The 12,539-nt window shown below is 50.2% G+C and carries 15 protein-coding genes and 1 riboswitch; of the genes, 3 read left to right on the top strand and 12 right to left on the bottom strand.

Going from position 1 to position 12,539, the window contains the following annotated elements; all coding sequences use genetic code 11:
• Positions 1-4: 4 nt before the first annotated feature.
• Positions 5-940, bottom strand: coding sequence for a homoserine O-acetyltransferase MetA (gene metA / locus NYE70_RS00140; protein ID WP_211022131.1), 936 nt, complete (start codon positions 938-940; stop codon positions 5-7).
• A gap of 119 nt (positions 941-1,059) precedes the next feature.
• Positions 1,060-1,187, bottom strand: a riboswitch (SAM riboswitch).
• Positions 1,188-1,607: 420 nt separating this feature from the next.
• On the opposite strand from metA, the gene corA reads away from it, so the two are divergent.
• Positions 1,608-2,543 (top strand): magnesium/cobalt transporter CorA, encoded by a 936-nt coding sequence (gene corA, locus NYE70_RS00135; RefSeq protein WP_213656196.1) that lies wholly within the window; start codon positions 1,608-1,610, stop codon positions 2,541-2,543.
• A gap of 68 nt (positions 2,544-2,611) precedes the next feature.
• Here corA and NYE70_RS00130 read toward each other — a convergent pair whose 3' ends face one another.
• Complete coding sequence (locus tag NYE70_RS00130; protein WP_341044630.1) at positions 2,612-3,622, bottom strand: HRDC domain-containing protein; 1,011 nt, start codon at positions 3,620-3,622, stop codon at positions 2,612-2,614.
• Positions 3,623-3,850: 228 nt separating this feature from the next.
• Here NYE70_RS00130 and NYE70_RS00125 point away from each other — a divergent pair, with 228 nt between their 5' ends.
• Complete coding sequence (locus NYE70_RS00125; protein ID WP_211022125.1) at positions 3,851-4,156, top strand: DUF3055 domain-containing protein; 306 nt, start codon at positions 3,851-3,853, stop codon at positions 4,154-4,156.
• 40 nt (positions 4,157-4,196) lie between these two features.
• On the opposite strand, the gene modB is transcribed toward NYE70_RS00125, so the two are convergent.
• Both modB and modA read right to left on the bottom strand, forming a co-directional pair.
• Complete coding sequence (gene modB / locus NYE70_RS00120; RefSeq protein ID WP_211022123.1) at positions 4,197-4,874, bottom strand: molybdate ABC transporter permease subunit; 678 nt, start codon at positions 4,872-4,874, stop codon at positions 4,197-4,199.
• Complete coding sequence (gene modA / locus NYE70_RS00115; RefSeq protein ID WP_341044629.1) at positions 4,874-5,725, bottom strand: molybdate ABC transporter substrate-binding protein; 852 nt, start codon at positions 5,723-5,725, stop codon at positions 4,874-4,876. The genes modB and modA overlap by 1 nt, the downstream gene beginning before the upstream one ends.
• Before the next feature lie 107 nt (positions 5,726-5,832).
• On the opposite strand from modA, the gene NYE70_RS00110 reads away from it, so the two are divergent.
• On the top strand, positions 5,833-6,825 hold the full coding sequence (locus tag NYE70_RS00110; protein WP_211022121.1) for a substrate-binding domain-containing protein: 993 nt from the start codon (positions 5,833-5,835) through the stop codon (positions 6,823-6,825).
• Positions 6,826-6,893: 68 nt separating this feature from the next.
• Here the strand turns inward: NYE70_RS00110 and NYE70_RS00105 are convergent, their stop codons facing one another.
• From NYE70_RS00105 to NYE70_RS00070, 8 genes are all read right to left on the bottom strand, one after another.
• Positions 6,894-7,790 (bottom strand): 5'-3' exonuclease H3TH domain-containing protein, encoded by an 897-nt coding sequence (locus tag NYE70_RS00105; protein WP_247681753.1) that lies wholly within the window; start codon positions 7,788-7,790, stop codon positions 6,894-6,896.
• Between the two features lie 26 nt (positions 7,791-7,816).
• Positions 7,817-8,179, bottom strand: coding sequence for an arsenate reductase family protein (locus NYE70_RS00100; protein ID WP_341044628.1), 363 nt, complete (start codon positions 8,177-8,179; stop codon positions 7,817-7,819).
• A 23-nt stretch (positions 8,180-8,202) separates the two neighbouring features.
• Entirely contained in the window at positions 8,203-9,159 is a 957-nt protein-coding gene (locus NYE70_RS00095) for an RluA family pseudouridine synthase (protein WP_341044627.1), read from the bottom strand.
• A 2-nt stretch (positions 9,160-9,161) separates the two neighbouring features.
• Positions 9,162-9,725: a cob(I)yrinic acid a,c-diamide adenosyltransferase gene (locus NYE70_RS00090; RefSeq protein ID WP_211022115.1), complete on the bottom strand. Its 564-nt coding sequence runs from the start codon at positions 9,723-9,725 to the stop codon at positions 9,162-9,164.
• Positions 9,726-9,820: 95 nt separating this feature from the next.
• On the bottom strand, positions 9,821-10,024 hold the full coding sequence (locus tag NYE70_RS00085; protein ID WP_373316847.1) for an aspartyl-phosphate phosphatase Spo0E family protein: 204 nt from the start codon (positions 10,022-10,024) through the stop codon (positions 9,821-9,823).
• 208 nt (positions 10,025-10,232) lie between these two features.
• On the bottom strand, positions 10,233-11,444 hold the full coding sequence (locus tag NYE70_RS00080; protein WP_211022112.1) for an aminotransferase class I/II-fold pyridoxal phosphate-dependent enzyme: 1,212 nt from the start codon (positions 11,442-11,444) through the stop codon (positions 10,233-10,235).
• Between the two features lie 13 nt (positions 11,445-11,457).
• Entirely contained in the window at positions 11,458-11,958 is a 501-nt protein-coding gene (locus NYE70_RS00075; RefSeq protein ID WP_211022110.1) for an Lrp/AsnC family transcriptional regulator, read from the bottom strand.
• A gap of 173 nt (positions 11,959-12,131) precedes the next feature.
• Positions 12,132-12,518, bottom strand: a complete 387-nt coding sequence (locus NYE70_RS00070; RefSeq protein ID WP_244861649.1) for a spore coat protein — start codon at positions 12,516-12,518, stop codon at positions 12,132-12,134.
• Between the last annotated feature and the right edge of the window lie 21 nt (positions 12,519-12,539).

The raw sequence follows: 12,539 nt of genomic DNA, 5'->3' as shown, positions 1-12,539 counted from the left end.
CACTTTAGATCTGATAAATAAATTCGGCCAATTGATCGATATCATAGGGTGTTTCCTGATACACATAGTAATTCAGCCAGTTGGAGAATAATAAATTAGCATGCGCTCTCCAGCTTGAAGCGGGAGTTTTGGAAGGATCGTTATTCGGATAGTAGTTGACCGGCAAGTCGATGTCGAGTCCTTTAGCGACATCCCGGTCGTATTCCCATTTGAGTGAACATGGATCGTACTCCGAATGGCCGGTTACAAAAATCTGCTTCCCGTCCCGCGACGCTACGAGATAGATGCCGGCTTCTTCGGATTCCGCCAAGATTTCAAGCTCAGGCACGCGTTCGATATCTTCCCGGGAGACATCCGTGTGACGGGAGTGGGGCACCTGGAACACTTCGTCAAAGCCGCGCAGAAGTTTCACATGCGGATTGTTGACCGTATGCGGGAACACGCCGAAGCACTTTTTCTCCAAGTTCAATTTCCGGACGCCGTAGTGATAATAGAGACCCGCTTGGGAAGCCCAACATATATGCATCGTCGAAGTTACGTGGCTTTTGCTCCATTCGAAGATTTCCTTCAACTCTTCCCAATAATTCACTTCTTCAAATTCAAACTGTTCGACCGGAGCACCCGTCACAATCATACCGTCAAAGCGGCGGCCTCTGATTTCATCAAAGGTTTTGTAGAACATGTTCAGGTGTTCCGCGGACGTGTTCTTGGAAGTATGTGACCGGGGGTGAAGCAAAACGATCTCGACCTGAAGCGGCGTATTGCCAAGCAGACGCAAGATTTGAGACTCCGTCGTTTCCTTGATCGGCATCAGATTCAGAATGGCGATGCGCAGCGGACGTATATCCTGCTGATAGGCCCGGCTCTCATCCATCACAAAAATATTTTCGTTCGTAAGCACTTCCTTGGCCGGCAAATGATCCGGTACTTTAATCGGCATAATTTTCACTCCTTCTGACGACTAGACTGGAATTTTGCTTGCTGAAAGCGGGCGTTGACAAGAAAAAAGACCTCACTCTTAACATAGAGAAAGGTCATCATTTATTCCTGAATGCTCCTCTCTCATCTCTCAGAGACCGGGTGCCGACAAATCGCACTACTCGGTTCCGCAAGAATTAGCACCGTGCGACGTATCGCCGGTTGCCGGGTATCATCGGGCCAGTCCCTCCACCTACTCTTGATAAGAAAATCGTCTAAGTATTTAGTTTTGTAATCAAATTTAAATATACTGATTTTCATTATACATGAAATGTATATTTTCACAAGCCAAATGCCCTTATTTGTCCACAACTTTTTGGCTTGAAACAATTCACACCCCGGCGTTATACTAGACAAGTGTTTAAGAGGCACTATATCCCTAATAACAAAGAGGTGAATCCGAGGATGGAAGGCGACCCGAGTCCGCAGTGTATTATCCTGAAGCAACAATCGCATAGGAAACCGATCAGCAGGCGCCCTGCGGGTAATAACGGGCACTTTCTTTTCCCGGTGTTTTCATAAAACGCCTTATTCGGCGTTCCCGCACCGCCGCTGTATCACCTTCCTGTGCTCAGCCAGACCAAAGTGAGCATAACCGGCTGCTTCCAGCCGGAAAGGGAGTGAAGAGCATGAAAATCCGTCATGTAGTCGCCGGTGTATTTACTCCGGTAGCAGATGTAGAAATGACAACAACACCGCCTGAGCAAGGGTTCTATTGGATCGATGCCGATGTTGAAGACCTGGCCCTGCTTCAGCCGCTGTTCTCATTGCACGATCTTGCGGTGGAGGATTGTCTTACCGAAGAAGAGCAGCGTCCAAAAATCGAAACTTATGACAACCACTATTTTATTGTAGTCAACAGTATCCGTTATGATGACGAGGAAATCTTCTTGCGGGCGCTGAACGTTTTTCTGGGCCGGCATTATATCATTACCGTAACCAAACAAAAAATCAACGAACTCCGGGCTGTAAAGCCGATCCTCTGGGAACAGGAGGTCAGCGAGCCCGACCGGTTCCTTTATTTCCTTATCGACCTTGTGGTTGACAATTATTTCATCGTCGGTGACCGGATCGAAGTCAAGATCGAGAAGCTGGAAGAAGACATTCTCATGCATACCAAGCGGTCCCATCTTAACGAAATTATCGGTCTGCGAAGCGAAATACTCTGGCTTAAGAAAGTGCTGGGTCCGCAAAAAGAAGTGATTAATATTCTAAACAAAAAAGACCTGCGGCTGATCGACGACCAATTGCAGAAATATTTCAGCGACATCTATGAGAACGCCGTTAAGATTTCCGAAAACTTCGATACGTTCCGGGAACTCGTAGGAAACTTACGAGAAGCTTATCAGGCCGCCATCGCCAACCGTGCGAATGAAATCATGCGCGTGTTTACGGCGATTACGACGATTTTCATCCCGCTTACGCTAATTACCGGCATCTACGGAATGAACTTCGACCATATGCCTGAACTTCATTGGAAGTACAGTTACTATGTTGTCCTCGGCATTATGATCGTGCTTGGAGCGGGAATGTTCTATCTGTTCCGGAAACGGGACTGGATCTAAAATTCAGCAAAGCCGGCAAACGGCGAACCATGAACAGGTTCGCCGCTTGCCGGCTTTTTTAGAAGGATTTAACCCGCCTTAGGAGCACGCTCCTTATGTCGGCGATATGAAATCCGCAGAAGCCGCAGCCGTTCGTAAAGCTTGTCCAGGCCTCCGGCATCAAGCGTCTCCTGATCATAAACCCGCTGCAGCACCGGCTTTAAGAAGCTGTCGCCCATTTCCTCGAACGCCTTCCATACTTCATTCTGCTGCTCCGTCGGCATGTCCTTGAGTTCTAATTGAACCAGTGAATCCGTCGTATACCCGTCCTTCTCAAGCAATTCAAGTAATTCCACGGCCTCTCTGCGGTCCAGGTTCGTCCGTACGCAAATCTCCTGCAAATCTAGACCTTGGGCCAGGGATTCCAGTACAACGCGGCGGGTACTAAACTTCTCCATCTCCAACTTAAATTTTGCCTCCTTCTGCTTATATATCCAGGATCGGAATACATCCTCATCGATGTTTTGCTCCACCCAGCCAAGCGGGAAGTCACCCGGCCGTTCGCCCCCCTGGGCCTGAGCCATTTCCAGCAGCTCCGGTCCGTATTCGGCGGCCTTGCTTTCACCCACGCCGGGAAGCTGCAGCAATTCTTCAGTCGTCCAAGGCTTGAATACGCTGATCAGCCTCAGCAGCCGGTTACTGGCAATCATATACGGCGCCTTACGGTCAGCGGAGGCCTTCTTACGCCGCCAGGCACAGAGTTCGTTGTAAAACTCCTCATTCCCGTGCAGCTCACTGTAGCAAATCAGCTTCTGTGCCGCCATTCCCCGCCCTTGGAACTCCTCTCGCTCATCCCAGATCCCTTCAATCACCGGGCGATAACCTTCACCCAGCTTAACGACAAGACGGTGGCGGTATACGTGCAGCATTTCTGACCAGGAGCCGCCCTCATACCAAATGGTCTCCTGCTCCCCCTCCGCTGTCGTTTCGTTCCAGCCCATCCGCCATAGCCCTTCCTCTTCACCGATCCAGACTTGAGCTCCGCCAGACACCGCATTGCTGCTCCTCTTTTCCAAACTGTTCAAAAATACAATCCGCATCCTATTTTCCCCTCCCAATTCACGTCAGCTACGACAATCCCATGTTTATGAACACGCAAAAAAGCACCCCTCCTGAAAAATTCAAGAGAGGTGCTTCCCCTAGTCGTATACTGTTATTCCTAATCATACCATTTTTTTTCGCAGCTGTCAATCCGTTATCATTTCCCCGCCGCTCCGTTTTTCGGCTATAATGACAGAAGACAACTAGTATCCGAGGAGGCTTTGCAAATGAACGAACAGCACCACGATTTGGACTTTTTATCAGACAGCACGGAAAGTACATCCACCCGATTTGTAACTTTTATAGGCAACGCCTCTCTAAAACGCTTCGATCTGGCCGTTACGACCACAAACCGTTTTTACGGGAAAAAGCTTGTTACGGATCTCCAGAACGGCAAGACTGCTATCCTGGGTACGGACGATCTGGAGGAAGAAGGCTATCTGGAGCACGTTTTCGGTTTGAGTGAAGAAGAGAGCCACGAGCTCAAATCGTTTCTGTATCAGGTGGTCGGCGAAGCCTATTTCACCGATTGATCTGTGATTGGCATCATAGGCATCATGGTGACGGACCTCCCTACTCCTCTTTTTCCGAACGCCGACCACTCAAGGCCAGAAGAAGAAATGAGATCAGAATCATGAAGGCAGCCCATGCCCATGCGGTAGTCGTGTCACCGGACTCCACCGCCATATAGATGGCGGTCGGCAGTGTCTGCGTCCTGCCGGGGATATTCCCGGCCAGCATCAGAGTGGCGCCAAATTCGCCAAGCGCTCTGGTAAACGACAGCACGAAGGCGGTTGTCAGGGAACGCTGGGCCAGAGGAACGGCGATGTAAAACAAGACCTGCCACTCGGAAGCGCCCATGGAACGGCCGGCGGACAGCAGGTCCCGGTCAATAGAGGCAAAGCCGGCCTTGGCCGATTGATAGGCTAACGGGAATGCGACGACAGCCGCGGACAGTACGGCGGCCCCCCAGGTAAATACGATCGGCAGCCCGGCAAGTGTTTCGAACAGCTTGCCGACCGGGCTCCGGCGGCCAAACGCCATCAGCAGCAAGAAGCCGACGACGGTAGGAGGCAAAACCATAGGCAGCATAAAGATCGTCTCCAAGATCGTTTTGCCCCAAAACTTCTTGCCGGCCATCAACCATGCTATGTAACCTGCGATCAAAAAAGCGATGATGCCCGCTAGCAGCGACACTTTCAAGGATAATCCGACAGGCGACCAAAAATCGCTCCATTCCATCTCAGGCATCACTCCGCCACGCTGAAACCGTAATTCCGAAATACATCGCTCGCTGCTGCCGATTGCAGAAATTCAAGGAATTGGTCAGCTTCATCAGGATATTTGGTTGCCGCAACAATTCCTGCGGGATACAGGATGGGCGTATGGCTCTTCTCATCGAGCACCAGCGCCGTTTTCACCTTGGATGTAAGTTTCGCATCGCTCTCGTAGACGAACCCCGCATCCGCATTTCCCGATTCTACATAAGTCAGCACTTGAGTTACGTCTTTGGCAAACACCATTTTAGGCTGGAGCATCGTCCATAACTGTCCGTTCTCCAACGCTTCCTTCGTATAAGAACCCGCAGGAACCACTTCGGGTTCGCCGAGTGCGATCATGCCAAAGTCTTTCTCCTGCAAGACTTCTAAAGATTCAGGGACAACGGAAGCATCCGACGGAACGATTAGGACAAGACGATTGCGCAGCAAATCAACCTTGCTGTCGGCATTGACGAACTTGCCATCGATTAGAGCCGTCATTTGCTTCTGTCCTGCCGACAGAAACAAATCGGCGGGCGCTCCTTGCTCAATTTGTTTTTGCAAGGATCCCGAGGCGCCGAAATTCATCGTTAGCTTGATATTTTCATGCTCTGCTTCATACAGCGCGGAAATCTCTTCCATGCTCTCTTTAAGACTTGCTGCCGCCGATACCGTCAGCGTGACTGAACTCTCAAGGTTATTTGACGACGTTTGTTTGCTGTTGCTTGAGGTCTCGGCTTTATTCCCTGCGTTGGCGTTGGCGCATCCGGACAAAATTGCGATAAGCAGCAATGTTCCGATTAAAGCCCGGCCGCCAAACATAGATTTTAAACCTGATGGCATCTAAAACCCTCCAAACATGTACCAATAATAATTCATTTTATTATATCTAGATATATTTGAATATAACTAAGTATAATTAGACATAAAGTTGTCAATGGAGGATACCCATGAACGATGTTTCCTACACTACTGAAGAAGTCGCAAAACTGCTTAAGGTTTCCAAATTAACTGTATATGATCTGATCAAAAAAGGAGATCTTCCTGCCTACCGGGTTGGCAAACAGATGCGGGTCGATGCGGATGATCTGGAGATGTACAAGCAGAATGCAAAAAGCGGCGGAGCGGCTGCTTCCCGTTCTCAGCGTAATAACAACCTGAATGCCGAACGGGAGATTCCAAAGGAATTCGCCAAAGATGAGCAAAGCTCCTCCGGCCGTGAGCCTCATCCAGGAACCCTGGTCATTACCGGTCAGGACCTTAGTCTGGATCTGCTGGCCAAGCATCTTGAGCGGGCTAATTCTTCGCTTCGGCCCCTCCGCTCGCATGACGGAAGTCTCGACAGCCTGATCTCCATGTATCACGGAAAGAGCGACATCGTCAGTACCCATTTGCTGGACGGAAGCAGCGGAGAATACAATATCCCTTATATCACCAAAATTCTGACCGGCCATTCCTATGTCGTCGTCAACCTGCTTCAGCGTCAAGCCGGGTTATACGTCAAACGCGGCAATCCCAAGCAATTGCTGACATGGGCGGATTTGGGCAGAACCGGCCTGAAAATGATTAATCGGGAAATTGGCTCCGGGGCCCGTGTACTTCTGGATGAACAGCTGCGCATCCACGGGATTTCACGCTCAGGCATCGAGGGATACGAGGACGTGGAGACAAGTCATCTCGCCGTGGCGGGCAAGGTCGCTGCCGGCCAGGCTGATGTTGGCGTTGGGATTGAGCATGCGGTTTCCCTGATCAATACCGTCGATTTCGTGCCGTTGATCAAGGAAAGGTATGACTTGGTCATGTTAAAAACAAAATCTAACGCCGAATGGGTCCAGCTTCTGCTGCAAACCTTGCAATCTCCCGAATTCCGGCAGGAGCTGGGTTCGATTCATGGCTACGATTTATCGCTGACTGGACAAATTTTGTATGATACGGATAAATAAAAAGAAATGACGGTGCATTAGAGATCGATCTCTCCGCACCGTCATTTCCTGTTTTATTTAGTTATTCCTTACGGCGTTGCCGCGAGCCCCATCAGCGAGCTGATGCTTGCCATTTCCAATTCCTCGAATTTGGATGCGACCGCCGCAGCGTTCAATTCAAGCCGGCAGGAGTCGGGAATGCACACCACATCCACATCGCAGCGGATTTCCGCCAGCTGTCTCGATAAATGGAGCATGTCCAGATCTGCTTCAATTTTGCCCCGGACCGACTTGCTCAGAGAATCCAAATTGCCCAGAATTCCCTCCACCGATCCGTACTCCTGCACGAGCTTCAGCGCCGTTTTCTCACCGATTCCCCGCACGCCGGGATAGTTATCGCTCGTATCGCCCATCAGCCCCTTCAGGTCGATGATTTGGCGCGGTGTCAGCTGCTTCTCTTCCATCAGACTTTCCGGCGTATAAACCATATAATTGCCATGCCCTTTTTTCATAATGATGACGCTCGTCCGCTCGCTGACCAGCTGCAGCATATCATGATCTCCCGTAAGAATGTACACCTGCATATCCTCGCTGAATTTAGCGGCCAGGGTGCCGATGCAATCATCCGCTTCATAACCGGGACAGCTGACATTTGGAATCCCGAGGCTTTCCATCACGTCCCGGATTACGGAAAACTGCGGAATCAATTCGTCGGGCGCTTCCGAACGGTTGCCTTTGTAGGCCGCAAACTGCTCCGTCCGGAAGGTTTTGCTCCCAAGATCCCAACAGCAGGCGATATGCGTCGGGGCAAATTTCTGCACGGCATCCCAGAAGTAACGCATAAACCCATAAACCGCATTGGTCGGAAGGCCTGCTTTAGTTCGGCGGATGTATCCCGTGGCGGCAGATGCATAAAATGCCCGGAACATCAAAGCCATCCCGTCAACCAGCAGAATGCTTTCTTTTCCGTTCTGATTTATTGTCATGTCTGATTCTCCTTCCTGATTGTTATCTATTTGTGCCAAGCCTGCTCGTAAGCTTCCTCTTTGAAGCCTACCGTAACGGATTTCCCATCCGACACCAGCGGGCGCTTAATCAGCATTCCGTTGGATGACAGCAGGTTGATCTGATCTTCTTTTGTCATGGAGGACAATTTATCTTTCAATCCCAATTCCTTGTACACTTCTCCGCTGGTATTGAAAAATTTCTTCAACTCCAGCCCGCTAAGCTCGACCAATTCGGTCAGCAAGGCCGGCTCAGGCTGATTCTCCTTAATATTTCTCAACTCCAGCTGGTGCCCCTGAGCTTCAAGCCATTTAACAGCCTTGCGGCAAGTGCCGCAGGGCGGATAGTGGTACACAATCAAATTACTCATTAAACAAGTTCTCCTTCACTTTCTTATTCTCCATATTCCAGCTTCCGCCGCAATGTCTCCATGTCCGGCGGAAGAGGCGCACGAAACAGTAAATCCTCGCCAGTCAGCGGGTGCCGAAATCCAAGCTCCGCCGCATGAAGCGCTTGACGGCCGATCGCCGCATCCAATACCGATGCGGACATGTTCTGTCCTTCCGTTCCCTGGGCTGTGCTCCAGGTATACAGCTTGTCCCCGATCAACGGGTGGCCGATCGAAGTCATGTGAACGCGGATTTGATGCGTCCGCCCCGTTCCCAGCCGCAGTTCCACCAGTGCTCCCAATCCGTAACACGCGGAGACCTTGTAATAGGTCAACGCCGGATATCCGCTTGGGGTAACGATGCGCCGATGCGGCTCCAGCGGGTCACGATCGATCGGCCCGTCGATAAGCCCGTCGGGCGAGGCGGGGCAGCCGTGCACAAGCGCGGCATACTTCTTCGTAACCTGACCCGCGATCAACTGTTCGGAAATATGCTGATGGATATAAGCGTTCTTGGCGATCGCGATAATCCCGCTCGTTTCCTGATCCAAGCGATGTACCGGACGAAAGCGGACGGCCTCCCCTTTTTCCCGCCAGTAATGCACCACACCGTTAGCAAGCGTGCCCGTGTAATGTCCGTGCGTCGGGTGCACGATGATCCCGGGAGCCTTGTTTACGATCAACAGGGCTTCATCCTCGTAAACAATATCAAACGGAATAGGTTCCGGTAAAATATCCTCCGAGGTTTCCTGCTCCAGCGAGATGGAGACCATATCCCCCGGTTTGACCGGGACGCTGATAAACACCCGCTCCCCGTTCAGCATGACGCCCCGTTCCGTCAGCTTGATGCGTGACAGCAGCTTTCGGGATACCCCGAGCCTGCGTTGCAGCACGGTTTTTAACAGCCAACCGTCCTCTTGTTCCGTAACCTTATATGTTATTGGTTTATAGTAAGCGGTCATAATTAGTTGCGAAACACCTTCCCACTGCGAATGTACTCCACATCGGGAGTTTGCTGGCGCGCATTTGCCGTCCGGGCCGCCGCGAAGAAAAAGTCGGAGAGACGGTTCAAGTATTTCACGGCCTCCCAATTTACCTCGGCTTTCCGGCTCAACGTTACCGCTTGCCGCTCTGCACGACGGCAGACGGTCCGGCAAACATGCAGCAAGGAGGCAAGTTCTGTCCCTCCCGGCAGAATGAATTTCTCAATCACCGGATTCTCCGCTTCGTAACGGTCAATCCATGACTCGAGCCGTTCGGCCATGTCCGGGGTAACTTTAAAACGTCTTTCATCAACTTTTGCAAAAGCGAGGTCCGATCCGCAGTCAAACAGCTCCTGTTGAATCTGCTGCAAATCCTCTTTCAAATCGGCAAACTTCGCTTGATCCGCACAGCTCCCGGCTAATCCTACAAAGCTGTTCAGTTCGTCGATCGTGCCGTAAGCCTCCACCCGTTCGTCATCCTTATATACTCTCCCGCCGATAACCGACGTCTGCCCCTGGTCACCGGTACGTGTATAAATCGTCATAAACAACCCCCTTTTCCTATTTTCAAATATACCATAAATTTAAAAAAGAAGATCCTTGTAGGATCTTCCCTGGAATAGTCTGGTTCATTTAATTTCTATAATTTCGCTTCTTTGTTTTTCCGGTGACTCTTCATAAATTCATTGATCTTTAAATCCAGCAAGCTGCTGATCTCAATGACGATATCCGAAGTAAAGGAATTTTCCTGCTGGAATATCTTTTCCATTTTACTGCGAAGCAAATGGATCTCATCCTCCAAGGAAACCGCTTGTGGTGAAGTCTTGCGACCGACTTCGTCTATCCATTGATTTCTATCGTTGCCGTCTGCGATCACAATTCCGGCTAGTTCGAAAGGCAAATTGTATTCACCACAACCCAAAAGTAATCCCTCCCTGAGAAACTAAACCCTCTTCCAAAATAAAATTATACCATGTCAATTGGACAGTGATCAATTAAAATATGAAAGAAATGTTAATTAGCCCCATTTTCCCGGGTGAGGTACTTAAGAATCAGCCTTGTTTCAATTTATGAATGAATTGTCCCATCCGGTGGAGCGCCTCGCTGATCTGATTTACGGAAGTCGCATAGGAGCAGCGGAGGAAGCCTTCACCGCCCGCACCGAACACATTTCCGGGCACAGCCGCAACTTTGGCCTCAACCAATAGCCGGGTAGCAAATTCATCCGAGCTCAGGCCGGTTGACTCGACGCTCGGGAATGCATAGAAAGCGCCTTGAGGCTCATGACAAGACAAACCTACATCACGCAATCCTTGAACGATCAATCTTCTGCGTTGGTTGTAGGATTCGACCATAAGGTCCTTCTCCTTCAACCCATTTTTGAGGGCTTCAAGCGCTGCTACCTGACCCATAACCGGAGCGCACATGACAGTGTATTGATGAATCTTCAGCATGGCGTAGATCAAATCCGGATGGCCGCAAGCATATCCCATGCGCCAGCCTGTCATCGCAAAAGCTTTGGAAAAGCCATTGACCAGAATGGTCCGGTCTTTCATTCCGGGAATGGAAGCAAAACTTACGTGCTTATCGCCATAAGTCAATTCGGAATAAATTTCGTCGGAAATTACGATCAGGTCGTGTTCTTCCACGATTTTCGCAATCGGCAGCCAATCCTCATAACTCATGGTGCCGCCGGTCGGGTTGCTCGGATAATTCAGAATCAAAACCTTGGATTTCGGAGTGATTGCCGCTTTAAGCTGTTCCGGCTTCAATTTGAAATTGTCCTTGGCGAACGTCTCGATTTCCACCGGTACACCGCCGCCGACTTCGGTAATCGGCGAATAAGAGATGTAACAAGGCGCCGGAACCAGAATTTCATCTCCAGGTACGATCAGCGCGCGCAAGGCCAGATCAATAGCTTCGCTCGCACCCACAGTCACAAGGATTTCATCTTTCGGGTTATATTTCACTTCGTAGCTGTTATACAGATATTCCGCAATCGCTTCACGAAGCTCGGGAGTGCCTGCATTGCTTGTGTAGCTCGTAAAGCCGCGCTCCAGAGAGTAGACGCAAGCTTCCCGGACATGCCATGGAGTAATGAAGTCAGGCTCCCCTACCCCCAGCGTAATAATATCCTTATTACCGCTGGCAAGGTCGAAGAAACGGCGAATCCCTGAAGGCTTAATATCTCTAACCCGCGGAGCTAAGTAAGAAGTCATTGAATTTTCGTTCTGTTCTGCCTGTCCTTGTGATTTTACGCTCATAACATTACTTCCTTTACGGAGAAATCATCAGGCGGCGGTCTTCTTCGGGATCTTCGAAAATGATGCCGTCTTGTTTATATTTTTTAAGAATAAAATGCGTTTTCGTTGAAAGTACGGATTCCAGCGGTGACAGCTTGTCGGAGACAAAACTGGCCACTTCCTTCAAATTGCGCCCTTCCACTTCCACCAACAAATCGTAAGCTCCGGACATCAGATAGACGGACATCACCTGCGGGAACAGGTAAATCCGTTCCGCGATGGCTTCGAAGCCTCTCCCGCGTTCGGGCGTGATTTGCACTTCGATCAAGGCGGTTACTTTCTCGTCGTCCAATTTGCTCGAATTGATCACGGTCGCATATTTCACGATGACGTGATCTTCTTCCAATTCGGCGATCGCGGCTGCGACTTCTTCCGAAGATACGCCCAGCAAGGTTGCCAGCAGCTTCGGATCCCGGCGGGCGTCCTCTTTCAGGAGATCCAGCACTTTCAGCTTCAGTTCGCTCAATTGTTTCATGCTTCACCCTCCAGCGCTGTTCCGGCGGCGTCGGTAGACGTTTGCCTCCGGAATCTAAATTTAATACTTATATTACATGAATTTGGGCATCCTGCAAAGAAAAACGTCCACTCCATGGAAGATTACGGGAGGTGGACGTTTTGGGTTACGGTCTTATTTTCCAGTCAAACGGTTTAAGTGTAATAAGGATTCTGGATATTGGTTTGATGGTATGGGACATTAGCGGGATGCATATACGAATTCGAACGGGTTGTCTGCTGCTGCACGAACTGATGCACCTTCTGGTGCGTCTTTTCCGCCTCCTGGATTTTCTTATCGATTTCCTGGCGGGTAGCTCCGGCAGGAGGAGAATAAATCTGATGCCGTTCAAGCAGCGTGTAAAGATCGCCCTGCAGACGCAAGGTGCTGTCCGTCAACTCGGCAAACGTCCGTCTGATCGACGGGCAGGACGACTCCGTGGTCGCCGTGGTATACTCTCGAACCGTACGCCGAAGATCGGCAAGAATTATTTTCAACAAGTCGTCCTGGGACATTTGCCCTGTGCTGGTTTGTGGGTTCACGAAAGATTCCTCCTATGGTTT

The organism is Paenibacillus sp. FSL R5-0407, assembly GCF_038009185.1.
Lineage (GTDB): Bacteria > Bacillota > Bacilli > Paenibacillales > Paenibacillaceae > Fontibacillus > Fontibacillus vini.
This window is presented reverse-complemented; position numbering and strand designations above follow the sequence as displayed.

Bases quoted from the DNA above. Each gene is read 5' to 3' on its own strand.
- NYE70_RS00125 (WP_211022125.1), top strand. From the start codon at position 3,851: ATGAACGAACAGCACCACGATTTGGACTTTTTATCAGACAGCACGGAA.
- NYE70_RS00075 (WP_211022110.1), bottom strand. From the start codon at position 11,958: ATGAAACAATTGAGCGAACTGAAGCTGAAAGTGCTGGATCTCCTGAAA.
- corA (WP_213656196.1), top strand. From the start codon at position 1,608: ATGAAAATCCGTCATGTAGTCGCCGGTGTATTTACTCCGGTAGCAGAT.
- NYE70_RS00130 (WP_341044630.1), bottom strand. From the start codon at position 3,622: ATGCGGATTGTATTTTTGAACAGTTTGGAAAAGAGGAGCAGCAATGCG.
- metA (WP_211022131.1), bottom strand. From the start codon at position 940: ATGCCGATTAAAGTACCGGATCATTTGCCGGCCAAGGAAGTGCTTACG.
- NYE70_RS00110 (WP_211022121.1), top strand. From the start codon at position 5,833: ATGAACGATGTTTCCTACACTACTGAAGAAGTCGCAAAACTGCTTAAG.
- NYE70_RS00090 (WP_211022115.1), bottom strand. From the start codon at position 9,725: ATGACGATTTATACACGTACCGGTGACCAGGGGCAGACGTCGGTTATC.
- modB (WP_211022123.1), bottom strand. From the start codon at position 4,874: ATGCCTGAGATGGAATGGAGCGATTTTTGGTCGCCTGTCGGATTATCC.
- NYE70_RS00105 (WP_247681753.1), bottom strand. From the start codon at position 7,790: ATGACAATAAATCAGAACGGAAAAGAAAGCATTCTGCTGGTTGACGGG.
- modA (WP_341044629.1), bottom strand. From the start codon at position 5,725: ATGCCATCAGGTTTAAAATCTATGTTTGGCGGCCGGGCTTTAATCGGA.
- NYE70_RS00095 (WP_341044627.1), bottom strand. From the start codon at position 9,159: ATGACCGCTTACTATAAACCAATAACATATAAGGTTACGGAACAAGAG.
- NYE70_RS00100 (WP_341044628.1), bottom strand. From the start codon at position 8,179: ATGAGTAATTTGATTGTGTACCACTATCCGCCCTGCGGCACTTGCCGC.
- NYE70_RS00080 (WP_211022112.1), bottom strand. From the start codon at position 11,444: ATGAGCGTAAAATCACAAGGACAGGCAGAACAGAACGAAAATTCAATG.